The 23,589-nt window shown below is 44.5% G+C and carries 19 protein-coding genes and 1 tRNA gene; 9 read left to right on the top strand and 11 right to left on the bottom strand.

Annotation, left to right across the window (positions count from 1 at the left end):
• The first annotated feature begins 256 nt into the window (after window positions 1–256).
• Window positions 257–330: transfer RNA gene (locus tag GWR56_RS07855), tRNA-Met, on the top strand.
• 200 nt (window positions 331–530) lie between these two features.
• Here the strand turns inward: GWR56_RS07855 and GWR56_RS07850 are convergent.
• Window positions 531–2,321, bottom strand: coding sequence for a hypothetical protein (locus GWR56_RS07850; RefSeq protein WP_162430574.1), 1,791 nt, complete (start codon window positions 2,319–2,321; stop codon window positions 531–533).
• A 10-nt stretch (window positions 2,322–2,331) separates the two neighbouring features.
• Window positions 2,332–3,090: a hypothetical protein gene (locus GWR56_RS07845; protein WP_162430573.1), complete on the bottom strand. Its 759-nt coding sequence runs from the start codon at window positions 3,088–3,090 to the stop codon at window positions 2,332–2,334.
• 141 nt (window positions 3,091–3,231) lie between these two features.
• On the opposite strand from GWR56_RS07845, the gene GWR56_RS07840 reads away from it, so the two are divergent.
• Window positions 3,232–3,876 carry a response regulator transcription factor gene (locus tag GWR56_RS07840; protein ID WP_162430572.1) on the top strand — a complete coding sequence of 215 codons (645 nt, stop codon included), beginning with the start codon at window positions 3,232–3,234 and terminating at the stop codon, window positions 3,874–3,876.
• Window positions 3,877–3,881: 5 nt separating this feature from the next.
• Here the strand turns inward: GWR56_RS07840 and GWR56_RS07835 are convergent, their stop codons facing one another.
• The gene (locus tag GWR56_RS07835) at window positions 3,882–5,657 is read right to left on the bottom strand and encodes a tetratricopeptide repeat protein (protein WP_162430571.1); all 1,776 of its coding nucleotides are present in this window, start codon (window positions 5,655–5,657) and stop codon (window positions 3,882–3,884) included.
• A gap of 699 nt (window positions 5,658–6,356) precedes the next feature.
• On the opposite strand from GWR56_RS07835, the gene GWR56_RS07830 reads away from it, so the two are divergent.
• Genes GWR56_RS07830 through GWR56_RS07820 form a run of 3 tightly spaced genes read left to right on the top strand, consistent with a single transcriptional unit; the run spans window position 6,357 to window position 8,562 of the window.
• The gene (locus GWR56_RS07830; protein ID WP_162430570.1) at window positions 6,357–7,091 is read left to right on the top strand and encodes a hypothetical protein; all 735 of its coding nucleotides are present in this window, start codon (window positions 6,357–6,359) and stop codon (window positions 7,089–7,091) included.
• Window positions 7,092–7,093: 2 nt separating this feature from the next.
• The gene (locus GWR56_RS07825; RefSeq protein ID WP_162430569.1) at window positions 7,094–7,759 is read left to right on the top strand and encodes a hypothetical protein; all 666 of its coding nucleotides are present in this window, start codon (window positions 7,094–7,096) and stop codon (window positions 7,757–7,759) included.
• Window positions 7,760–7,761: 2 nt separating this feature from the next.
• Entirely contained in the window at window positions 7,762–8,562 is an 801-nt protein-coding gene (locus GWR56_RS07820) for a hypothetical protein (RefSeq protein WP_162430568.1), read from the top strand.
• A gap of 23 nt (window positions 8,563–8,585) precedes the next feature.
• Here GWR56_RS07820 and GWR56_RS07815 read toward each other — a convergent pair whose 3' ends face one another.
• Window positions 8,586–9,167, bottom strand: a complete 582-nt coding sequence (locus tag GWR56_RS07815) for a non-canonical purine NTP diphosphatase (protein WP_162430567.1) — start codon at window positions 9,165–9,167, stop codon at window positions 8,586–8,588.
• 1 nt (window position 9,168) lies between these two features.
• Complete coding sequence (locus tag GWR56_RS07810) at window positions 9,169–9,801, bottom strand: hypothetical protein (protein WP_162430566.1); 633 nt, start codon at window positions 9,799–9,801, stop codon at window positions 9,169–9,171.
• A 151-nt stretch (window positions 9,802–9,952) separates the two neighbouring features.
• Between GWR56_RS07810 and GWR56_RS07805 the strand changes: the two genes are divergently transcribed.
• Both GWR56_RS07805 and GWR56_RS07800 read left to right on the top strand, forming a co-directional pair.
• Window positions 9,953–11,335, top strand: a complete 1,383-nt coding sequence (locus tag GWR56_RS07805) for a peptidylprolyl isomerase (protein ID WP_162430565.1) — start codon at window positions 9,953–9,955, stop codon at window positions 11,333–11,335.
• Window positions 11,336–11,338: 3 nt separating this feature from the next.
• Complete coding sequence (locus GWR56_RS07800) at window positions 11,339–12,301, top strand: MoxR family ATPase (RefSeq protein ID WP_162430564.1); 963 nt, start codon at window positions 11,339–11,341, stop codon at window positions 12,299–12,301.
• Between the two features lie 128 nt (window positions 12,302–12,429).
• Here GWR56_RS07800 and GWR56_RS07795 read toward each other — a convergent pair whose 3' ends face one another.
• The 6 genes from GWR56_RS07795 to mutL all read right to left on the bottom strand — a co-directional run bounded on the left by GWR56_RS07795 (window position 12,430) and on the right by mutL (window position 19,578).
• Entirely contained in the window at window positions 12,430–13,293 is an 864-nt protein-coding gene (locus tag GWR56_RS07795; RefSeq protein ID WP_162430563.1) for a DUF4440 domain-containing protein, read from the bottom strand.
• Window positions 13,294–13,426: 133 nt separating this feature from the next.
• Window positions 13,427–14,917 carry a cysteine--tRNA ligase gene (gene cysS, locus GWR56_RS07790; RefSeq protein ID WP_162430562.1) on the bottom strand — a complete coding sequence of 497 codons (1,491 nt, stop codon included), beginning with the start codon at window positions 14,915–14,917 and terminating at the stop codon, window positions 13,427–13,429.
• A gap of 46 nt (window positions 14,918–14,963) precedes the next feature.
• On the bottom strand, window positions 14,964–16,076 hold the full coding sequence (locus GWR56_RS07785) for an endonuclease/exonuclease/phosphatase family protein (RefSeq protein WP_162430561.1): 1,113 nt from the start codon (window positions 16,074–16,076) through the stop codon (window positions 14,964–14,966).
• On the bottom strand, window positions 16,066–16,947 hold the full coding sequence (locus GWR56_RS07780) for a rhomboid family intramembrane serine protease (RefSeq protein WP_162430560.1): 882 nt from the start codon (window positions 16,945–16,947) through the stop codon (window positions 16,066–16,068). Before GWR56_RS07780 ends, GWR56_RS07785 begins: the two co-directional genes overlap by 11 nt.
• A 29-nt stretch (window positions 16,948–16,976) precedes the next feature.
• Window positions 16,977–17,693 (bottom strand): rhomboid family intramembrane serine protease, encoded by a 717-nt coding sequence (locus tag GWR56_RS07775; protein ID WP_162430559.1) that lies wholly within the window; start codon window positions 17,691–17,693, stop codon window positions 16,977–16,979.
• 28 nt (window positions 17,694–17,721) lie between these two features.
• A complete protein-coding gene (gene mutL / locus GWR56_RS07770; protein ID WP_162430558.1) occupies window positions 17,722–19,578 on the bottom strand; it encodes a DNA mismatch repair endonuclease MutL in 1,857 nt (618 codons plus the stop codon).
• A gap of 292 nt (window positions 19,579–19,870) precedes the next feature.
• On the opposite strand from mutL, the gene GWR56_RS07765 reads away from it, so the two are divergent.
• Together GWR56_RS07765 and GWR56_RS07760 are read left to right on the top strand one after the other, a co-directional pair.
• Window positions 19,871–21,505, top strand: a complete 1,635-nt coding sequence (locus GWR56_RS07765) for an amidohydrolase (RefSeq protein WP_162430557.1) — start codon at window positions 19,871–19,873, stop codon at window positions 21,503–21,505.
• Window positions 21,492–23,309 (top strand): serine hydrolase, encoded by a 1,818-nt coding sequence (locus GWR56_RS07760; protein ID WP_162430556.1) that lies wholly within the window; start codon window positions 21,492–21,494, stop codon window positions 23,307–23,309. Before GWR56_RS07765 ends, GWR56_RS07760 begins: the two co-directional genes overlap by 14 nt.
• Window positions 23,310–23,589 lie beyond the last annotated feature (280 nt).

The following is a 23,589-nucleotide window of genomic DNA, read 5'->3' as shown; positions in this document are numbered from 1 at the left end:
TGACTTTAAAATACTTTTAGCATTAATTAAATTAGCGGATTTATGAACTTCTATCGATCACAAACAAACCCATCCCTTATCCACCCAGTTAAATACAAAAGTGAAAAATATTGTAAATTTATGCCATTGTTTGTTACCTTTGCGCTCCACGCCCGAAAGGGCGACCGTTAACAAAACCGTTAACAGGTTTGGAAGCTGAATAATGCCGGATGCGGCTAACGATATAAAGACTGATATTCAGCAGAGAATATAACCCGGCGGGGTAGCTCAGATGGTTAGAGCGTAGGATTCATAACCCTAAGGTCGGCAGTTCGATCCTGCTCCCCGCTACTGATAAAAGCCTGCTACGAACTATCGTAGCAGGCTTTTTTGTTAATACTATTACTTACCTAAGAGCTATCGTGTTACGCGTGAATCCAGTTTGCAAATACGAAATAAAAAAATAAAGACCCGATAGTGACATCCATTTAATAGAAATAGGAAACCGCGTAGTTAAAGGGCTTATACCTATATAAATTTGATAAGTATGCTTAACGACAGTGTACACTGAACTTGACGTTTATATTCAGGGAGTTACTGGGTACATCATAAATAGCTGTACCGGTGATGCCGTTATGCGAGGGAAAATCAAAATTACGCGCAGCCATAGTAAAGAGGGCTGATTCATACCATTCAAAACTATTATAGGTGTACATGTAATACTGGTCGCCGGCAAAAAGTTGGATGTGATAGCTGCCGCCACCGCCTGTTATACCCGTACCAAATGCATATTTGATAACACCTTTGCTTACATATATGTACGTCCATGGGTTTTGGTTGATCTTTGCAGCGCCGGCATCGTAAAGAAAGAACCACCCCGAAGGCAGCAAGTTGATAGCTTTGTTACTGCAATGACCTTGAATATTGAAGTTTACGTTAACAAATGTAGGGTTGGCCGGTGGGGTACCGAATGTAAGATCAATAGCACCCTGGCTGCATGGATTGAATAACTGACTCTGGGCAAGTATAGGCAGGCCGGGGTTAAGATAAAGGTTAAAACCACTTATCACTACTTTGCATTGCTCAATGTTTGGTACAGAAGGGAAAACGACCACGTCTCCATCGTGCACATATTCGCCATGGGCGCCCGCCAGGTATTGATTGTTTGGCGTACAAATGGTAACGTCGTAAATACCGCTGTTACCGGCGCCGCAATGTATACGTACAGTTAACGGGCTAAAACAAGTGCCGTAGGGGCGTCCGGTTATTGCCCAGCTCCAATCGAGGTTAAAACAGCAAAGATGTGAAGTTTCAAAAATGGCCACCAGGTTACCAGATCCATCTGCTGTTATGGTTACATCGCCTTCGCTTTTCCATTGCCCGGTTTCTTCAGTGAGGCTCCATAATGGTACAGTGTCTCCGGCTTTGATATCTTTACCGGTAACAAAGTTTGTAGTATGTGGGTCAAGCTTCATCGTTACTTTTAATGGTTTTGAAAAATGCCTTACCTGGGTGCCCCCGGCTGTCATTTTAATGGATAGCAGGCCCGCCGATACGAAGTTGATCGGGTATCCCCCGTTTACCTGTTTCCCGGTTGCATCTACCACGTTTGTGGGGCTGAAGCCGCCCGGAAAAGCCCCGTAGGAGGTTGTAGAGGTGGCGCTGTAATTAACAATGTTTGATGACAACTGACCCGCATTTATAGTCATATTATTCTGGTCGAGCATTTGGGTGCCGGGCTGTATGTTTATTTGCGCGGTCTCTACCATGCCGGCGCCCGCCTGCAAATTCAGCGTGGCACCGTTTGAAACACCGTTTGACAATGGCGATACCGCTGTAAGCACAGCCGTACCTTTTGGTGGATGAGCATACTCGATAGCACCGATATCCACAATGGTTGCTGTATCTTTTGTAATGGTAATGGTTTGCACCAGCGGTGCAAAACCCGGTATCTGCGCCGAAACATTAAAAGTTACCGGCGAAGTTGCCGATGGTGAAGCCTCGCGTAATAACGACAATGGCAGGAAACCATGTGAGGCTTTAAAACCAGAAGTAGCGCCGCCGTCCATTTGTACCAGTGCGGCATCCTTACCGGTTATCTCTACGTCAAAGTCCAGCGGCTGGTTCATTGAATTTACATTCGCATTGGCGAAATGCACTAATACCGGTGCCTTTGTAAGCGAGCTTTCGTTCACGTTTAGCTTTATGTCTTCATTTGGTTTCTTGCAACCACCTACCGATAGTATAAGTAAGGTTACGGTAAGCAACACCGCGATAGAAGATAACCCTATAATTATCCTTCGCGATATTTCCTGATCGTTGGATTTTGTATGTGTTTTCATTTGTGATAGTTTATTTAAGCCTGAAATTAAAATTGACCTGAACAACCGGCAGCCAGCGGTAGCCGCTCATATTTTTGTTAAATTGTTTAGCGTTATCGTCATTATCAGACAAAAGCTCTGTGCCGGTAAATGACGTGGCGGGGCTTGACAGATAGTAACTGCCAATATCTAAATTGACGTTAAAGACCTTGTCTGGAAAGTCCCTGAATAAGGCTATACCCAGGTAGGGCGCCAGTCCCTTCCAGTAGGCATTGGCGTATATGGCGCCTAATTGATCTTTGGTTACCGACCTACTACCTATATGGTATCCGCCGGTTGGCGATATTATTACATTGGCGTTTCCCTTTATCAGGTATGATGCCCCGCCTACTACCCGGATACTTTGCGTTGCGAATGGTGAATAATCAGCCAGTAAATGCAAGTTGGAGAAGCGTGAGGTAAGTTGGCCATGAACCTTGAACGAGGAGAAGTGAAAATTACGGCCGGCATTCACCGGGATTATTCCAAAACCGACCCGGCCCGACAACCTGGGCAAAAATCCGTATTTAATATCCGCACCTACACCCTGGCTGCCCAACAGCAATTGTACAGACACGGGCGAAACAAAACCGGGCGTCACGTGGTCATTTTTCAGCGCGTCCCTGTAAAGTTCGTCCTGTTCCCGGAGATTCAAGGCATGCCTGTTGTAAGTTATTTGCGCGGCGCTTTGTTGAGCAAGCACCGTAAGGCAAAACAGCATTGCGGCGAGTGTGGTAATTAGCTTTTTCATCGGCAATAGGTTCGGTTTTGTGTATGGCGACTGTGTTAATTGTTGGTAACACAATGTTATGTCGCCGCGCTAAGCCACACAATACAAAGCAGTTTGTATTTTTTATGGAGGTGATAAAGTTTAACTTTACATTATTGAAAGATGGAAACCCCTATCGCCCAAAAGATATCAGTTATCATAGCAGATGACCACACCCTTTTTATAAACGGGCTTCGTATGTTATTGGAAAATGAGCCGGATATCCAGATCACAGCTATCGCGGGCAATGGGCGCGAACTATTAAGTATACTGCAAACTCAAACGCCCCAGGTGATACTGCTGGATATTAACATGCCGGGTATCAATGGCTTTGAAGCGCTTAAAAAAATAAAAGATTGCTATCCAAAAATCAAGGTCGTCATGCTTTCTACATACAATGAAGAATACCTGATCGAAAAAGCTAAGAGCTACGGAGCTGATGGCTACGTTTTTAAAAATGCCGAGAAAGATGAATTACTCAATCTGATCCAGTCGGTCTCCCAGGGACGGGCGTCTTTCCCTAATAAAATACCCGCAGTAAATTCAACATTTGATGAACCAGACCCTTTTTTAAAACAATTTCAACTCACAAAAAGAGAGTTGGAACTACTACAATTCATTAAGCAGGATTATACAAACCGGCAAATGGCCGATCATCTTAACTTAAGTATTTACACTGTCGAGACCCACCGTAAGAACATTATGCAAAAGTTGAGTTTGAAAAACCCGGTTGAGTTGACCAAGTTTATATTGCAGTATAATCTGTAACACCGCTACGCCGGTACATAAACAGAAACCAGCGTGCCCTGACCTATTTTAGAAGATAGTTCGACTTTCCCTTTCAAAAAAATTATACGCGATCGCAGGTTATTAAGGCCCATCCCCTGGTATGTTTCGGGGCGGGCGGCGTCAAATCCTTTTCCGTTGTCTTCAATGGTTAAACTGATATTGCCTTGCTCATCTTTTATCAATGATATATCAATCCGGCTGGCACTGGCATGTTTCATTACATTATGTAAGCTTTCCTGCAACACCCGGTACAAAATAATTTCAACTGTATCATTAAATGGCTGATCAAATCCTTTGCAAAAAAAGTTGATAGTAATTGCCTGGTTTTCGATGTTAGATATAAATTGTTTAATAACCGTGGCCAGGCCGGTTTCATTAAGCGCCCACGGCATCATGTTATGCGATATGGTTCTTACCTCCCTGAAACCTTCGTCAACCAGGCTGATCGCTTTCTCTAACCGTTTTTGCTGTTCATCGTTTACAAAAGGCATCTCATTTGCAATAGCTCTCAGGCTCATCTTGGCAGCAGTCATGGTTTGGCTCACGCCATCATGAAGGTCCTGGGCTATCCGTTTTCGTTCGCTCTCTTCAGTAGCAATAATAGCCTGCATGGCAATATTGCGCTGCCTTAACCGTGTTTGTTTATAATATATATAGCCTGTTAAAAACATCAGCATGGCAACAACAGCTATACCGGCCACCCAGTAGTTGCGCTTGGTAATTTCAAATTGTTGCCGCAGCACCTGATCTTCGCGCTGCGTTATCTCATACTTGGTTTGCAACTCGTCCATTGTTTTTGAAATATGGTTGCTCCCCGGGGTACTCAATGCTATGCGCTTCTTTAAATAAACCAGCGCCTGACGGTGGTTGCCCACCTGCTCATAAAGGTCTGTTAACTCGTTCAGCACACTCCCCTGCATCTCTGTATAATATATGTTAGTAGCATATTGCAAACACTCCTGCAATGCTTCCAGTGCCCGGCCATATTGCTGCTTGCTTTTATATAATATGCCCAGGTTAAAATAATTTATGGTAAGCGCCAGCGTATCGTTAATAGCTTTTTTTGTATCGATGGCCTTTAAAATGTCCTCTACCGAACTCGTCTTGTGCCTCATACCTTCCATCACATCACCAATAAAGTCGCGGCTATAAGCTTCAGATGTATTTTTCTTTGTTCTTTCCACAAGATCTAACGAGTCGCTGATATCGTAAGCCCGTCTGAAATAATTTAAAGCATTTTGGTAATCGCGTTTAGCTTCATACAGTTCACCTATTTTATTAAGAGCAGCCATGGGCAGGCGCCGCGGCCCCGTTACAGGTGCATATAGTATCGCCTTGTTATAAAGCTCTATCGCTTTATCGTAATTCTTTTGCAGGGCGTAGGCTTTTGCCAGCTCCGCATAATTGTAAGGCAAAACATTTTCTTTAAGGGACTTGTCCGAAACATTGGCTGCAGCGTCATAATAATATGCCGCCGAATCATAACGTGTTAAAAAATAATAAGCCTTACCCATGCTCACCGACAACAGGGAAACAGCGGGCTTATTGCCCGACCTTACAGCAAGGCGCAGCCCGGGTTTTGCAATGGTTAGTACATCGTTAGCGTTTTTTACAGACGGATGCCCGGAACCCTTTATAGCAGCATTTAGCCGCTTTTGAACCGGCGCATTGCCCAGCACAATTTTATTTAAACTATCAATATTTTGACCTAAACATTCAACCGCAGTTAACAACAGGAAAAAACAAAAGAGATATTTCATATCCGGATAGTGGTTCCCTGTTAAAGATAATAATTATAAAATGATCCTATCAAATATACTCGCGCCGCTCCATGCCCGCCGCCTGCCGCCCTAAAACTACAGGGCGACGTGCCCAGGCAGCGTATTATTAAAAATCAAATAGCTGCAGTTGAATAATAACTATTATCATCGCAGTTGTTATCGCCAAAAAAAGAAATAGGTTTTGCTTTTGTCTGGCACAAACAATTTCGGGTACCCTGCCACTATCTTTAAGCTTTTTGTACCGAAGCAGGGACAGGCGCGACAATACCATAAAAACAACAGGGACAGCATAGGTTAAATACTCCAGATATTTCATAATAATTTAATTTGAGATAGACAGTAAAGACTACGCACCCCAATGCACCGGATAACTTAGTCCACTGTTTTTCAGACAGAACAATTTTAGAGAGAGCGGAAAGAGCAGGCAATACAAAGTGGTTGGTATTTTTTGAGCGATGATAAAAGTGTAGCTTTACTAATGATGTGATGGCTCAGAAATGGCCGCTACGGATACATGAATTAATTTGCCACTATTACCTGTTAAAAAGAAGAGTTTGCTATAGTACTGAACAGATGCATTACAGACCAAAAACATTTGCTATGATCGCTTTTTTAAGCCTCGCTTGGTCAGGTTCAGTATACGCACAAAGTACATTTGAACGTAAATTGCAGACAGGGTTGGATTCACTATTGAGCCAGGGCACTACCAAAAATTTGAGAGATGAACTTTTGCCCAATGATGTACTACAAAACCTGATATCACCCTCAGGATGGGGCGGTTTTGGCACATACATATTTGGAGGCATAGGGGGAGTTTACCCTCAAGCCTATACAAAAACAGGTGATCTGATAACATTTGCAGGATTCTGCGTCGGAGATCCTCAAAAGATTGTAAACGTTGCTGTTGGGATCAACTCTGCGGACGTTTCAACAAGCAGTGATTTTTCCGGAAATATTGTGGTAAGCAGGCAGATATTTACAGGCAGCAGCATCGCTGTTGGCGGCTTACAGTTATTTGCAAGCAAAATTCAGTCTGATGCGCCGGGGTCAACCTTTTATTTTGCTTTTAGCCATGCCATACAAAGCCTGCCCTCTGCAACGCCGGGCAGCTCAAAACTTACTTATACCATCGGTATTGGCAACGGGCGCTTTTATCATAAAAGCCCGGATGATATAAAAGCGGGCAGAGGCGCGCACGGGACGGCAATATTTGGAAGTATATCCTACGAACTGATAAAAAAAGTTAATTTTATTACTGAATGGTCGGGTATAAATTTGGGCTTTTCGCTTGGTATCAAACCGTTACATAGCCCTTTGGCTATTGGTATAGGTATAGACAATGTAACAAGATATTCATCAAATAAACCAAATTCTACATTCAGTATAAGTTATCCGCTTTCTGTAAACAGATAGAGATGAAAACAACATACCCTCGCATAGCAACAAACAACAACAGGCGGCCAGTATCGCTGCCTGTGCTTATCTTGCTGTTGCTGGCCATTACGGGTTCGGTAACCCCCGCTTTAGCCCAGCGTGGTAATTTATCAGACTGGCGTGTACCGCCGCCTTTGCCACCTGGCACTATAACAAAAGGCACCACCACCGGCAAAAGCGGAACAGAGCAATCTGTCTCACTGATCCTGATCGATATCCCCGGCGTGGCATTGCCATTAGTATCGCCCGTAAAATCGCCGGTGTTAGCTGCAATATCAAGGGTATCACCTGCGGTAAATAATCCCGACCAGCCGGCAGCCACCAGCACTATAGCTGCTTCGGCAGACATCCCGCTACCTGTTGCACCGGATATGCCACCGTTGCCCCAGCTAAGCTTACAGGACGCGGCGGTGCCTGCTACAATAGAAGTACCAATGCCGGAAGAGCCTCAAATGCCGCCTGCGCCAAAACAGCCGGTATCATCTGGTGCAAATTCCACGCAACGGGCGATTTTATTGATGCCCGACATAGTAACCCCCAGCCCACTGTCGCTGCCTGCCGGCAATGGCCTTATCCCGTGGCCCATTCCTGATGACCCCATCATACAAGTGTTTTATTATCAGTATAGTACCCAACAAAAACACTAACGATGAGAGCCGCGCTAATAAAATCAAACTGGCTGCTAATTATACTGTTAGCTCATATCAGTAACACCGCGTGCGCACAGGTGAGGTTCAAAAAGGGGGATGAATTTCAACGACAGGTACTCACCAGATCTAACTGTGTAATGCAACGAGGCGGGCAAAGCCTGCACGTCAGTTCGTCTTCCATTGTGGCAAAAACCTATAAGGTAACCGATGCTTCTGAAAACGGGGCCACCATGATCATCACAACAGACAAACTGACAGATACTATTAATGCTATGGACCAGACCATGATATATCATTCAGAAAAACCAGCCGATCCGGCCTCAGATATCCAGGTAAACCTGCAGAAAATAGCAAAAACATCCCCTACAATTACGGTAAATAACAAAGGCGAAATATTTAATGTAAAACGCGCCGCTACTGTGAATGATACTCTGTTATCATTTACCGGCTTACAACTTGAGCGCCTTGTGCCCGGGGCGATATTACAATTCATGGCCAACTTCGCTGTTAACCCTTCGCTAAAAAAAGGCTATTCATGGACAGATAATACACCATCAAAAACAACTACATATACTGTATACGCCGTTAACGGGCGAACTATCACCATCACCTATAAAACTTCCATCCTTGGCCAAAACTTAAATAGCAGGATCAATGGCTCAATATTGATAGACAATAACACCGGCATCATATTGAAACGATATTCGCAAAGTGTATCTACCGGGTACGAGATAGTGAATGGTATAGTTTACACGGCAACCCGCCGTACAGCCGTTACAGAAGTAAATCTTAAAAAATAAGATTGAACAAATGTCTAAAAGACCTAAAGCTCATTCTTCAAAAACGCGACGAGCAGATCAACCGCGCGGCTACGGTGGCTGATGCGGTTTTTTTCGTCCATGCTCATTTCTGCGAAGGTAATATCATAACCATCGGGCTGAAAGATAGGGTCGTAACCAAAGCCGGCAGTGCCGCTGCGTTCCTTTCGGATGCTACCTTCCACCACGCCCTCAAAAAAATACTCGGCACCATTCCACATCAAAGAAATTACCGTACGAAACCTGGCGCTACGATCGGTAAGCCCGTGCAGTTTGTTTAGCACTTTGTCGATATTGGCCTCATGGTTGCCATGGGTACCAGCGTAACGCGCCGAGTATATCCCCGGCTGGTTGCCAAGGGCATTTATCTCCAGCCCGCTGTCGTCGCCAAAGCAATTAAGTTTATACCGATCATAGATGTAATGGCTTTTTAAAGATGCATTCTCGTTAAACGTTGAACCGGTTTCGGCAATATCATCATAGCAGCCAATATCGTTAAGGCTCAGTAATTTTATTTTATTACCGGCCATAGCCTGCACTTCTTCTAATTTATGGGTATTATTTGTTGCAAAAACCAGTTGCTCCATTTTACAATTTTTTCATGTGTTCCCAAAAGGTCTTTTTATTCTCGTTACTGCTCATCATTTCGTCAAAACTGAAGCTATACAGCACGTGCGTTTTTTTTCCCTGAAGGGGTTGGTTAAATGGCAGTGTGCCTATGCCTGCCGGCAACGAATCTTTGCCCATTATAACCAGCCTGGTTGGGGCAAAGCAGGCGGCAAGGTCAGTAAGGTTAACGGCGGCGTAGGGGTTTACATTTAATATGGCTACATCATCAAGTAATAATTCTTTGCGTTTTAATATGTTCTCCAACGCAGCAAGATGGTCGGCGGCAATATGCTCCTGGGTGGGATAATTAACCAGTATTAAAAAATTCTTTTTGTTCTTTCCCAGATAATTAAACCCGCGACCGCTCGTTTGCTGTGTATGTGGCGGGGGTTCCTGCATGGCTTTAACAACAGGGATGCCGGGCTCTGTAACTTGTTCTTTATTGGGGTTAGCTTCGGTGGCGGGCGTTTCGGCTACTGTTATTATCTCAGGAACCCCGGTGGAAGCAGGCGTTACCGCCATACGGGCAGGGTTTCCACCCTTATCTTTATCCAGCAGGTAAATTTCATCCTGCATTATAAAACGGAAGGCCTGCGGATTGTCAATTTTCATATTTAACATATTTTAACCAAAAATACCTATTCCTGTTGAAGCATTATAAGCATATTCGTAGTACGGCTTAATTATACATTTATTATTAATAAATTTTACCGAAATTTGCAATTTACCGGATAATTATCCGTGATATTAGTTTAACAATTACATGAGAAAAATCGGACTGTCCATCTTCACTTCTTTTATATTTCTGTCATTCGCTCAGGCCCAGGTACACACCCTTGATAAAATTGCTGCGGTTGTGGGCAGTGGTATCATTCTGCAATCAGACATCGAGCTGCAATATGCGCAATACCTGGTAAGCGGCCAGCAACCCAACCCAAGCATTAAATGCCTAATACTGCAAAACCAACTGACCCAAAAACTGCTTGCGCAACAAGCTGTTATTGATAGCGTACAGGTAAAAGACGAAGAAGTTGACAGTGAGGTTGACCGCCGTATGCGCAGTTTTATACAGCGTGCGGGCAGCCAGGATAAGTTAGAACAGTTCTTGGGCCGTTCGGTAATTCAATACAAAGATGAGCTTCGCCCGGATATCAAGGAGTCGCTTATTGCGCAGCGTATGCGCTCCCAGATCACCGAAAAGGTGAATACAACACCACAGGACGTTAAGGACTATTTTGAAAAACTGTCTAAAGACAGCCTGCCAACTTATAATAAAGAGGTTGAGGTTGGCGAGATCGTATTTCAGCCAAAATTAAATAAGGAAGAAAAAGAATTTTATAAACAAAAGGCCGAAGAGTTAAGGGCACGGGTAAAAAAAGGTGAAGACTTTGCTAACCTGGCCAGGTTGTATTCGCAAGACCCGGGCTCTGCGCCTGAGGGCGGCGACCTTGGATTTTTTGACCGCACGGTAATGGTAAAGGAATTTACCGCCCAGGCTTTTAAATTAAAAACAGGCGAGATATCCCCGGTGTTTGAAACGGAGCATGGGTTTCACTTTTTACAGGTGATAGAACGCCGCGGAGAGCAGGTGCATGTGCGCCACATACTGGTTATACCGGCTGTTACGCAGGCAAGCTTAAACAGGGCGAAGGCTACTGCCGACAGCGTTTATAATTTGATGTTAAAAGCAAAAAACTTGGATTTTTCGAGTGCGGCAGCTTATTACTCTGACGATAAAGAAACAAAATATAACGGCGGAATGCTGCTGAACGCCGAGAACGTTCAAACACGCTCAACCTATATCCCGACAGATAAACTGGATCCGCAGGTTGCGCTGATAACCGATACCATGAAGGTGGGATCTGTTTCAAAACCGGCCTTATTTAACGACCCGCAAACCGGTAAGCAAAGCTATAAAATACTGTATTTAAAATCGGTGACTAACGCCCATAAAGCCAACCTTGAGCAGGATTTTGCTAAACTAAAGGAAGATGCCACTAACCAAAAGCTTTCGCGCACCATATCCGAATGGTTTGCAAAACGCCGTAAGGAAACCTTTATAAAAATAGATCCTGAATACCAGGGGTGCCCGCCGCTAAAAGGATGGGTATCTGACGAAACAACAGCGCAAGCCAAAACCGAATAAAATATGCAATACCGCTCGGATGTTGAGGCTGCTGATGCACTGCAGAACGCTTATGGGCAAATCCGTGCCGAAATAAGTAAAGTTATTGTGGGCCAGGACGAAGTAATTAAGTTTGTACTGATATCTATATTCAGCAACGGGCATTGCCTGCTTGTTGGCGTACCCGGCCTGGCAAAAACCCTACTGGTGCAAACTGTTGCACAAGTTTTAGACCTCGACTTTAAGCGGATACAATTCACCCCCGATCTGATGCCATCTGACATTATCGGCTCGGAGATATTGGGCGAAGACCGTAACTTTAAATTTATACGCGGGCCGGTGTTCTCGAACATTATACTTGCCGATGAAATAAACCGCACGCCGCCAAAAACGCAGGCAGCTTTATTAGAAGCCATGCAGGAAAAATGCGTTACAGCCGCCGGCGTTACCCACAAGCTTGCCAAACCTTTTTTTGTACTGGCTACGCAAAACCCGATTGAGCAGGAGGGCACTTACCCGCTTCCCGAAGCGCAATTAGACCGCTTTATGTTTAATGTGGCGTTAAATTACCCCTCGTTTGCAGAAGAATTGCAGGTAGTAAAAAACACCACCAGCACATCGCAGGTTAGCGTTAACAAGCAATTAAACGCCGAACAGATCATTTATTTTCAGCAACTGGTACGCAATATACCGGTTAGCGATAATGTTTTGGAATATGCGGTTAAGCTGGTTTCAAAAACACGCCCCAACAGCGAGTTTGCAAGCCCGCAGATAAAGCGTTTGTTAAACTGGGGTGCAGGCCCGCGCGCATCGCAATTTTTAATACTGGGGGCCAAATGCCACGCAGTGCTTAACGGTAAATATTCGCCGGATATTGAGGATGTACAAGCTGTGGCAAAACCTATATTAAGCCACCGTATAGTACGTAGCTATCACGCCGAAGCCGAAGGGCTATCTGCAAATGATATTATAGAGCAGCTGTTTTAACCCTGATAGGGAAATCCTAAATTCTAAGTTCCAAGTCCTAAAGGGAGGGAACTCCTTTCTTAACTCCTAAAATTTTTGATGGGCCTGGGTTAAATCCGAAATCGAATATCCGAGCTCCGAAATCAAAGTTAATTTTCAACGGTAGAGAACACCTCAAGTAACATATTCCACCTAAAGTTGGCGTCTATTTCCCAGATACGCACATAGTTGTAATTGTTAACGATATTCCCTTTTTTTATACGGGCGGTACCATAGGTGTATGCCAGGTCGTTACTGGTTGAACGGCCTACGTTCACCGTTTCGGCTGATATGCTGATGCCTTCGTTATCTAAAAACTTCAATATTTTATCTGTACCCGTAATAGGTTCAAAACCGGGGAAGTAATATCGCGCCTCGGCGCTTAAAAATTCTTTATATGCCGCCAATGTCGACAGCGAAAGCGAGTGGTTAAAGGTTTTGTCGGTAGCGGTTAATATATTCTTACCCGCAAATGGGTCTTTGCTCGCAGCTTTTTGCTTGGTAAGATCAGGCTCCTTAAAATCTATCACGGCGTCGCGCTCCGGTTCGGGATGCTGAATGCCCAGGTCTATCAGCAGTTTAAATTTACCATCAGTATCTAAACGCCATACCGAAACGTAATCGCCATAAACCTTATCCTCCTCGTTTTTACCATTTTGGTAAACATAAGGCCCGGCTGTAAAGCCAAGGTCCCCGTTGGCAGATATGCGCGCAAATTTTGGCTGCCAGCTAAGCTTGCCCGGTTGCTTATCAATACTATTATAAAACTCGGTTATTTTAACAGCGTTAGGCCTGAAAACAATACCTTCTACATCAGCAACTGCTAAAAAGCCGTCCTTTATGCCTTTACGCTCAACTAATTTATTAAAATTCTCTTCGGCGTTCACAACTGAGCCAACCTCGACCCTCGTTTGCGACATGGCCGAAAAACTGAATCCTGATAATATAATAGCAGCTAATAATGTTCTTTTCATAATGGTGATAGTATTGTTTTGGTTGGGCAATTTAATATTATTTTAACTGAAACATAAAGCGTGCCCGGGCTAAATTGTTTTAAATTCTTATCCATCGGCCCCTCACCTTATCCCTACAATAAGGTAATGATGGTTATATCCGGATCCAATCGGTAGTGCCTTGTTTGTTATCGTTTAACTGAAACCCGATATTTTTAAGCCCTTCCCTTATCTTATCTGATGTTGCATAGTCCTTGTTCGCTTTGGCTTCGTTACGCAGCTTTATGATCAGGTTCATCAGGTCATCAGTGGCTCCGCTATCGCTATCTTCATGCTTAAGGCCTAAAACATCAAAAAAGAAATCGTTATATGTTTTCTTCATCCTGTTAAATGTGTCCTCTGATATCGAGCCGACCTTTTTGAGGTTACCCGAAAAGGTGTTGATCCATTTAGACAGATTGTTCAATGCTTCTAACGTCTTTGGCGAATTAAAATTGTCGTTCATACTGCGATAGCAATCTTCGCAGAAATTAATAATTGCCTGCTCTGCTTCTTCATCCTTTGTATCGTTATCCGCATACTGCAATGCAGCCAGCTTTTTAGCCGTTTCAGCAAGCTTTTTATAGAATATCTCTGCGGCCTCTATGGCTTCGTTACTAAAATCAACGGTGCTGCGGTAACTGGCCTGCATAAAAAAGAACCTTACCGTCATGGGGCTGTAGCCTTTTTTTAACAAAGGATGCGCGCCTAAGAACAATTCGTGCGGCAAAAAGCTATTGCCTAACGATTTTGACATCTTTTGCCCGTTGGTAGTAAGCATATTGGTATGCAGCCAGTACGATGCCGGATTTTTGCCGCAGCAAGCTACATTTTGAGCTATCTCGTTAGTATGGTGGGTAGGCATAAGGTCGATACCGCCGCCATGAATATCAAACTGCTGCCCCAGGTACTTGTTGCTCATGGCCGAGCACTCTAAATGCCAGCCGGGAAAGCCCATGCCCCATGGCGACGGCCACTTCATTAAATGCTCGGGCTTGGCTTTTATCCACAACGCAAAATCAAGCTTACCGTGTTTCTCATTCTGGCCGCCCAGGCTGCGGGTGTTATTCAGCATATCCTCCAGCTTCCGGCCATTTAATATTCCGTAATCCTGGGTTTGATTATATTTTTCTACATCAAAGTAAACCGATCCGTCAACTTCATAGGCATATCCTTTTGCCAGGATATCCTTTACAAGTTCTATCTGTTCAATAATATGCCCGGTGGCTGTCGGCTCTATACTTGGGGGCAGCGCGTTAAATACCTGCATTACATGATGAAAATCAACCGTGTACTTTTGTACAATTTCCATCGGCTCCAACTGGGCTATTTTGGCCTTTTTCGAAACTTTGTCTTCCCCCTCGTCGCTATCGCCTTCAAGGTGGCCAGCATCTGTAATATTACGTACATAGCGCACCTTATAGCCCAGGTGCAAAAGGTATCTGAAAATAAGGTCGAAGCTGATAAACGTGCGGCAGTTGCCTATATGCACATCGCTATATACGGTGGGGCCGCAAACATACATGCCCACGTGGCCTGCATTAAGCGGGATAAACTCCTCTTTTTTACGTGTTAAAGTGTTGTAAACAAATAATTTTTGTTCCATGTGCGCAAACTTACAATTTTAGATGTGGAGTTTAATTTGGATGGCGTTATTTTAATACCAGGACAGTGCTTAAAGGATAATGGTCTGACAATTTTTTTTCGATGATCTTGTATTCCCACACATCAAACTGCGGGCTGGCCATTACATAATCTATCTGGTAATTTGGGAAAGCGCCATTGTAAGTGCGCCCCAGCCCCGCCCCCTTAAAACGGAAGGCATTTTTTAACCCTTTAGCCATTTGGTTTACCGCAAAGGATGAGGGGGTGTCATTAAAATCGCCCGATATGATATACGGATACGGGCATTTTTTTGCATGGTCTTTAATAATAAATACCTGCTCGGCGCGCTTTTGAAAAGCTGTTTTCAATTTCCAGCCAACGCGTTTGGTTGCACCGATATCTGTCTTTCCTTTTGACGACAGGTTGCCAAGGTACTTATAATCCTGGGGGTCGAAACGAATGGATTGCAGGTGAACGCTGTACATGCGAAACACCCCGCCATCCTTTTCCACATCAACAAATACACACTGGTTACCGCTGCTTTTTGCCGCCAGCTGCACAAGTCCGTAAGCCTTTATAGGATATTTAGAGAATATAGCCATGCCAATAGCTTCTCCGGCGCTGGTCATGGTAGGCTCAAAATAATAGTTTTTAGCCCGCATTATCCGCATAACCGAGTCTATCATATCGTATTGCCCTTTTTTACGGGTAAAAAACTCCTGTATGCCAATGATATCCGGTTGCTCCTGACCTACCAGGTCCAGGATCTCGTGTTTGGTCGAGATATCGTTTTTTTCGCCATAGCGTTTAAAATTATGCACATTGTACGTCATTAAACGCAATTGCTTTTGTGGGGTTGTTTGGCTTGCACCCGCAGGCAGCCGCATGCCAATATTACTGGTTAAAACATTCCAGCCAATAAGTATGGTTATAAGCGATAAGCCAATGTACCAGCTTTTACGAACAAGCCAGTAAAACATTATCAATACGTTTACCAAAAGCATGGGCGGGTAAGCCAGGCCAAAAAAAGCGATAGGCCAAAACTTTCGCGGATCCACATAGGGCGCCAGGTAGCTTAGCAGCAAGGCAAGGCACAGCAAGTAATTTATCCACAGAAAAACTTTATCAATAAAGGGTAATTTGCTTTTTTTAGCCTTCATTGTTGTTGCTTGCTCTAAAAAGTGTTTCTTTCTCCTGTTTACTAAGGCTATCGTAACCGTTCACCGAGATCTTATCCAGTATACGGTCAATTTCTTCCTGTTTAGGCGCACCGCCCGACCTTCGCTGGTTACCGTTATGGCTAACCACCTTCATTTTAGGTTTGGGTTTGAATAGCTTATTGATACCGCCCAACCAATCGCTGCCGCGCTGCAGCTGCTTTATGTAGATAAAACCAAATAACGCGCCGCCAAGATGCGCTATTTCGCCGCCTGCATTGGCGCCGGCAATGCCCAAAAAATCAATTATAACATAAAATACGGCTATCCATTTTAATTTTACGGGCCCTATTAAAATTAACGATATCGTGTAATTGGGCAGCAGGGTTGCCGTGGCAATAATAATGGCCATTACACTTGCAGACGCACCAACCAAAGGCCCGCCGGCCGCCGCGTTTATGCTGGTAAAAGCCGGAAGAATATTATAGCAGGCAATAAACAATAAACCGCCCGAAAGCCCTCCGAGTATATATAGGCCAATGGTACGTTTATTGCCCAGGTACTCTTCAAATATCTGCCCCATCCAATACAGCCATAGCATATTAAACAGAATATGCAGCACCCCTGCATGCATAAACATGTAGGTGAAGGGAGTCCAGAAACGATAGAGCAACTTGGGCAGGTAAGCCGGCAGTAACAAATATTCGTTGCTTAACGCTAAAATGGCGCTGTTACCAAACCCTCTGAATAACTGTTCAACAACTGCGCTGATGTTGATCAGCAAAAACATAAACACATTTATCCCGATAAGCAGGCTGATTTTATTGCCAGACCTTAAAAGCTTATACTGAATATCTTTCCAAAGGGTGTTCATGATAGTTATAATATACTTATAAACGGCCTTTAATAAAAATTGTTGGGGCGCCTTATCTTCCAAATTTTTATCAGCAAAAAGCCAAACAACGCGCCGCCAAGATGGGCGAAGTGTGCTACATTATCGCCGGCAAAACGGCCTACACCGGAGAATAATTCAATGGCAACATAACCAATAACAACATACTTTGCCTTAACGGGTATAGGGATGAACATGATCAGCATTTCCATATTTGGAAAAAGCATGCCGAAACCAACTAAAATGCCGAATACAGCGCCCGATGCCCCTAACATGGGTATGTGATATAAATTATAAAGGGCTTGCGCCTGCTCTTGCCCGCCGCCAAACATAAAATATGAGCTTTCCAGTTCGGGGTGCGGTATGGTAACAGCTCCGGCTATTGCATAAACCTGCATAGCCTGCACTACCATATACAATACAAAACCGCCTATACCGGTTATAAAATAGTAATTGAAGAACTTTTTAGAGCCTAAAGTATACTCAAGCATTGGCCCAAACATAACCAGCGCGAACATATTGAAAAATATATGCGAGAACCCGCCATGCATAAACATATAAGTAATTACCTGCCACGGACGGAATAATGGTGAATTAGGGTAATAAACAGCAAGCAACTGGTCAAGGTTCACCAGTCTTCCTAACGCATATGTGGCAATAAAAAATATAATATTTATGATCAACAGGTTTTTAACAACCGGGGGCATATTGGCAAAAGGTGACTGCATTTTATATGGTATAATGGTTTAAGCGTTATTATTTTTCAAATCGTTCTGCTAATTCGGTAAGCGTAAAGGTACTAATTACAGGCTTGCCATTTAGCGCCAGGTTTGGCATCTGGCAGGCAAAAAGCTGATCTACCAGTTGGTTCATTTCTTCCATTGATAGCTTTACGCCTCCTTTTAGCGCGGCGTTACGTGCCAGCGATCGCGCAAGGTTATCGCGCTTATCTAACTTTAAAATCGAAAGGTTGTTTTTAAACCCTTCCAGCAGTTGTTCAAGCATCTGGTGTTCGCTGGCATCACGTATATCTGCCGGTATGCCTTCTACCACAACGGTATTGCGGCCAAACTCGCGAATATCAAACCCAAGCGCGCGTATATCAGGTAACAGTTCTCTCAATAACTCAAAATCGCTGCTGTTTAGTGTAACCGACTGCGGAAATAAACTCTGCTGACTAACCCCGCTATGGTTTTGCAGTTGCTGCAAAAAACGCTCGTACAAGATACGCTCATGCGCCGCTTGCTGGTTTATCAGCATAAAGCCTGATTTTATCTGCGACAGGATAAACCTGTTATGTACCTGAAAGAATTGCTTCTCGCTGCTTTTTGTAATTTCCTGCTCATTAACCGGGATGCTTTTTTCCTCGTGTATCTGGTGCTGCAGGGCATCTTCCTTCTTGCTTATCTCGTAAAGGGTATCCCAGTTACGGGGTATAGCGGTATGGTGGTTATTGGTGTCGCGCAAAAATGGTATCTCGCGTTCGCTTGCTTTTTTCTCGTTGGCAAAGGGGTTAAAATCCGGGTTGAACGCAATACTTGGCTGCACTATTTCCTCAAAGGGTTTTGGCGTTATCAGGTGACCGATGCTGTTCTCCTGGTCAAAATCAAGCGTAGGGGTAATATTATATTTCCCCAGCGACCGTTTTACCGCCGAACGGATAATGGCATAAATGGATTTCTCGTCTTGGTACTTTATTTCGGTTTTTGTGGGGTGTACGTTGATATCAATTTTAGCCGGGTCGATATCTATAAAAAGTACATAGAGCGGATAGGTTTCGTCGGGCAGCAACTCCTGGAACGCCGTAAGCACCGCATGGTTCAGGTAAGCATCTTTAATAAAACGGTTGTTCACAAAAAAGAACTGCTCACCACGCGTTTTACGTGCAAACTCGGGTTTGCCTACAAAACCACGCAGGTTTATAATAGTGGTTTCTTCTTCTACCGGCACCAGGCGCTGGTTGTAATTATTGCCAAACAAGTGCACAATGCGCTGTTTAAGGGCCGATGCCGGCAAGTGGTACACCTCCTGCCCATCGTGGTGCAGGGTTAAAAACACCTGCGGGTTTGCCAGCGCCACACGCTGAAACTCGTCGATAATATGGCGCATTTCAACCGGGTTACTTTTTAAAAAGTTACGGCGTGCAGGGGTATTGTAAAAAAGATTTTTGATACAGATGGATGTACCGAAGTTAGCCGAGCAAGCTTCCTGGGTTATCACTTCCGAGCCTTCAATGATGATACAGGTACCCAATTCATCCTCATGGCGGCGCGTTTTCAGTTCTACCTGGGCAATAGCCGCTATCGATGCCATAGCCTCGCCCCTGAAGCCCATGGTACGTATGGCAAAAAGGTCTTCGGCCTTGCGTATCTTGGATGTGGCATGGCGCTCAAAACACATGCGCGCGTCTGTAAGGCTCATACCGCAGCCATTATCTATAACCTGTATCAGTGATTTGCCCGCATCCTTTAATATCAGCTGGATCTTATCAGCACCGGCATCTATCGCGTTCTCTATCAATTCCTTTACTGCTGATGCCGGGCGCTGTACCACTTCGCCCGCGGCTATCTGGTTGGCAACGGCATCCGGTAAAAGCTGAATTATATCTGGCATTAAAAAATTTCCCTTCTGTGTTTGGCCTCACCCTGCCCCCTCCAAGGGAGAGGGTTAAAAAAGGTCAAGCCCCTTTCCTTTTGAAGAGGGGTTTGGATGAGGCTTTTAGTCTACGCCTTTTTCAGACGCTAAATTAAAAATTTGATTGCATAACTTTATTGTTTGGCAGGTTTAACCGAAGATAATTACCAAACAGTAGCAATTTAAATATCCGATGCCATAACTTTACCGTTACATACTTGTATATCCTGTATAGGTTGACAATATTTACACCCTACCCGCTTTTATAAATATGAAGAAACTATGGCCTGTGCTGCTTTTGCTGATGGCGGCATGCAAACAAAAAGAATACAACGCCGACCTGCTTGTAAAAAACGCTCTTGTATACACCGTAGACAGCACCTTTAGCACCGCCAATGCCTTTGTAGTAAGCAGTGGTAAAATAGTAGCAGTGGGGGATATCGACACCATCGAAAAAAAATACATGGCCCGGCAGGTTGTTGATGCGGGTGGCAAGGCGGTATATCCTGGTTTTATTGACGCGCACGCTCATTTTTACGAGTACGGTTTAGGCCTGCAGGATGTAAAACTCGTTGGTCTTAAAAGTTGGCAGGCTATATTAGATACGGTAAACAATTACGCGCGGCACAACACTGAGGGCTGGATAATTGGTAATGGCTGGGACCAAAATATCTGGGTTAACAAAGCCTTCCCTAACAAAGCAAAACTCGATTCGCTGTTCCCGGTACGGCCGGTATTGTTAAGCCGTATTGACGGGCACGCTGCCATTGCCAACCAGGCGGCATTAAATATAGCAGGTATTAAACCCGGCCAAAAAATTATTGGCGGCACTATTGAAACCGTGAACGGCAAGCTTACCGGCATGCTGATAGATAACGCTGTAGGCATTGTTACCCGGAAGATACCTGCACCAACCGAACAGATAACCCAGGCCGCGTTACTGGACGCGCAGCAAAACTGTTTTGCCGTTGGCTTAACCACGGTTGACGATTGCGGCCTGCCTTATACCATGGTGAGCACCATAGCCGCCCTGCAGCACAAAGGCGCGCTAAAGATGCGCATGTATGTAATGCTTGCCGATCAGCCCGAAAATTATGACTACCTGTTTAAACGTGGCGCATATAAAACTCCCGGCCTTAACGTACGCGCGTTTAAAGTTTATGCCGATGGTGCATTAGGCTCAAGGGGCGCCTGTTTGTTAAAACCCTATGCCGACTCAGCAAAATGGAACGGCTTTTTACTAAGCACTAAAGCACATTTTGAAGAAGTTGCCAAAAAGATAGCAGCGCATGGCTTCCAGATGGCTACACATGCTATCGGCGACTCGGCCAACCGCGTTATGCTAAAAATATACGCCGAAAACTTGAAGGGTAAAAATGATAAACGCTGGCGGATAGAGCACGCGCAGATCGTATCGCCCGAGGATGTTAAACTTTTCGGCGAAAATAATATCATCCCCTCGGTGCAGCCTACGCATGCCACATCTGATATGGTATGGGCGGCAAAACGCCTTGGTAACCAGCGGTTGAAAACCAGCGGTTATATTTATAAGACATTATTAAAACAAAACGGATGGATGCCTTTAGGTACCGATTTCCCGGTTGAAAACATAAACCCCATGTATACGTTTTATGCAGCAACCGAGCGTAAGGACCTTAAAGGCTTACCGCCAAACGGTTTTCAAACGGATAATGCCCTTAGCCGGGCAGAAGCCCTCAGAGGTATTACCCTATGGGCGGCTAAGGCAAATTTCGAGGAACATGAGAAGGGCAGTATCGAAGTTGGCAAATACGCTGATTTTGTGATACTTGATCAGGATATCATGAAGGTAAAAGGCAGTGAGCTGCCAAATGTTAAAGTATTAAAAACGTATATAAATGGTGTTAAGGTTTATGAGAAAAAATAGGCGGAATGTTTGCCTGCTGCTACTATCCGGGTTTGTACTTTTTAACAGCGCTTGTGCGCAAAACCCGCCGCTTAGCGGTAAAGCCTATGTAAAAGAAGAGCTATCGGTTGCGCAGGCCACCGTCTTGCTCAACAACGAAAAAAACCTTATTCCGCTGCAAAATCTGGATAATAATAAAATAGCAAGCATACGTTTTTCGGGCATCTACGGGGCTGGTTTTGATAGTTTGTTAAATAAATATACCCGGGTCGACCTGATCAACGGCCTGGATTATTTAAGCGTAAAAACACTTGATAACCTTTCGCAGGATACCAAATTTTATAACACACTTATCGTTCAGCTTAGTGATGCGGAGGTTAACAATCCGCAGATCATCGCATTTATTAACGATAACCAAAAAATAAAGAACGTTATCGTATCCCTTATCGGGAACGGTAACTCGCTGAAAAAATTAAATAGTATCAGCTCGCCGATCGTTTGGTCGGCACGGGTATCACAGGTAGCGGCTTATTTTGATGCGCAGGCTATTTTCGGAGGTATTGCCATTACCCAGCGCTTAACCCAAACATACACCTCAAAATACATAGCCCATTCGGGCTTCTTAACAGCTAAAACCCGACTGCAATATACCGTGCCCGAAGATGCCGGTATTAACGCGGATAACCTGAAAGCCATAGATGATATTGCCAGCGAAGCCATCAGTAGCCGTGCAACCCCCGGTTGTGTGGTGTTGGTAGCTAAAGATGGCAAAGTGATATTTAACAAGGCTTATGGCTATCATACCTACGAGAATGCCATCCCCGACAGGATAACCGATATTTTTGATGTAGCATCTATGACAAAAATATCGGCAACCACTATGGAGGCGATGCAGCTTTACGATGCCGGTAAACTCAATCTCGATTCAACCCTTGGTACATACCTGCCCATAACGCGCAACACCAACAAAAACACTTTAACCGTACGCGAGATATTGCTGCACCAGGCAGGGTTGATTCCGGATATCCAAACATTTGAGGTGGTGAAGCCTACCGACCACAGTACCGACTCTTCGGCCGCTTTCCCTACCAGGGTGAACGACAATTACTACCTGCGCAAAAATTATTTTGATGAAGTAATGCTGCCGTCGGCTTTACGCTCGGCGGTAAAAACGCGTGGCCAGTATGTTTACAGCGATGTAAGCATGATATTTATGCAGCAAATAGCAGAAACCATTACCGCTACACCTCTGAATAAATACGTGCAGGATAAACTTTACAACCCGCTTGGAATGCAAACAGCGGGTTTTTTACCGCTTTACCGCTTCCCTGCCGACCGCATCCCACCAACAGAGGATGATAAAAAAGATAGGAAGACACTAATAGACGGGTATGTGCACGACCCTACCGCAGCCCTGATGGGAGGCGTTGCCGGGCATGCGGGTTTATTTGCCAGCGCCAATGATATTGCCATACTTTACCAAATGACGCTTAACCGTGGCACTTATGGCGGGGTTCAGTACATAAAACCGGAAACGGTAGACTTATGGACGTCCAAACAATCGGCAGTAAGTCGCCGCGGGCTGGGTTTCGACCGTTGGGACCCCATAGCCGACAGGCATTATCCATCCAAACTGGCTTCAGACCAAGCATATGGCCACACCGGCTTCACAGGCACCGCAGTGTGGGTCGATCCCAAGTACAACCTGGTTTATGTGTTCCTGTCAAACCGTGTTCACCCCAACGTAGGCAATAAGCTGGGCAGCCTTAACATTCGCCCACGCATACAGGATGCTGTTTACGAGGCGATACAGAAGGGGATGTAACGTTCCGAAAGATTCTTGACGTTAAAAAGAAAACAATGAAACATAGGTGGCTTTTATTGTAAAATCGAACGTTATTGCAAGCAAGAAATAGTGGCTTGCTATTACAATTGTTTAAACGCCCGATAACTGAGAACTAAAAAAGCTAATGGATATAACAATAATGGGATTATCAGGAGCGCCTGGAACTGCAATGTATTCTCTATGACGCCTAAAATAAAACCCACTATGTAATATACTATAAAACCACAATTCAATAATATAGAATAAAGCCAAACGGACT

This window comes from Mucilaginibacter sp. 14171R-50 (assembly GCF_010093045.1).
Taxonomy (GTDB): domain Bacteria; phylum Bacteroidota; class Bacteroidia; order Sphingobacteriales; family Sphingobacteriaceae; genus Mucilaginibacter.
The sequence above is the reverse complement of the archived record's forward strand: the minus strand, read 5'-3'. Positions and strand labels throughout refer to the sequence as shown.

What these genes read in the sequence shown, in the direction of transcription:
- GWR56_RS07850 (WP_162430574.1), bottom strand. Translation starts at nt 2,321, where the DNA reads ATGAAAACACATACAAAATCCAACGATCAGGAAATATCGCGAAGGATA.
- GWR56_RS07845 (WP_162430573.1), bottom strand. Translation starts at nt 3,090, where the DNA reads ATGAAAAAGCTAATTACCACACTCGCCGCAATGCTGTTTTGCCTTACG.
- GWR56_RS07840 (WP_162430572.1), top strand. Translation starts at nt 3,232, where the DNA reads ATGGAAACCCCTATCGCCCAAAAGATATCAGTTATCATAGCAGATGAC.
- GWR56_RS07835 (WP_162430571.1), bottom strand. Translation starts at nt 5,657, where the DNA reads ATGAAATATCTCTTTTGTTTTTTCCTGTTGTTAACTGCGGTTGAATGT.
- GWR56_RS07825 (WP_162430569.1), top strand. Translation starts at nt 7,094, where the DNA reads ATGAAAACAACATACCCTCGCATAGCAACAAACAACAACAGGCGGCCA.
- GWR56_RS07820 (WP_162430568.1), top strand. Translation starts at nt 7,762, where the DNA reads ATGAGAGCCGCGCTAATAAAATCAAACTGGCTGCTAATTATACTGTTA.
- GWR56_RS07815 (WP_162430567.1), bottom strand. Translation starts at nt 9,167, where the DNA reads ATGGAGCAACTGGTTTTTGCAACAAATAATACCCATAAATTAGAAGAA.
- GWR56_RS07810 (WP_162430566.1), bottom strand. Translation starts at nt 9,801, where the DNA reads ATGAAAATTGACAATCCGCAGGCCTTCCGTTTTATAATGCAGGATGAA.
- GWR56_RS07805 (WP_162430565.1), top strand. Translation starts at nt 9,953, where the DNA reads ATGAGAAAAATCGGACTGTCCATCTTCACTTCTTTTATATTTCTGTCA.
- GWR56_RS07800 (WP_162430564.1), top strand. Translation starts at nt 11,339, where the DNA reads ATGCAATACCGCTCGGATGTTGAGGCTGCTGATGCACTGCAGAACGCT.
- GWR56_RS07795 (WP_162430563.1), bottom strand. Translation starts at nt 13,293, where the DNA reads ATGAAAAGAACATTATTAGCTGCTATTATATTATCAGGATTCAGTTTT.
- cysS (WP_162430562.1), bottom strand. Translation starts at nt 14,917, where the DNA reads ATGGAACAAAAATTATTTGTTTACAACACTTTAACACGTAAAAAAGAG.
- GWR56_RS07785 (WP_162430561.1), bottom strand. Translation starts at nt 16,076, where the DNA reads ATGAAGGCTAAAAAAAGCAAATTACCCTTTATTGATAAAGTTTTTCTG.
- GWR56_RS07780 (WP_162430560.1), bottom strand. Translation starts at nt 16,947, where the DNA reads ATGAACACCCTTTGGAAAGATATTCAGTATAAGCTTTTAAGGTCTGGC.
- GWR56_RS07775 (WP_162430559.1), bottom strand. Translation starts at nt 17,693, where the DNA reads ATGCAGTCACCTTTTGCCAATATGCCCCCGGTTGTTAAAAACCTGTTG.
- mutL (WP_162430558.1), bottom strand. Translation starts at nt 19,578, where the DNA reads ATGCCAGATATAATTCAGCTTTTACCGGATGCCGTTGCCAACCAGATA.
- GWR56_RS07765 (WP_162430557.1), top strand. Translation starts at nt 19,871, where the DNA reads ATGAAGAAACTATGGCCTGTGCTGCTTTTGCTGATGGCGGCATGCAAA.
- GWR56_RS07760 (WP_162430556.1), top strand. Translation starts at nt 21,492, where the DNA reads ATGAGAAAAAATAGGCGGAATGTTTGCCTGCTGCTACTATCCGGGTTT.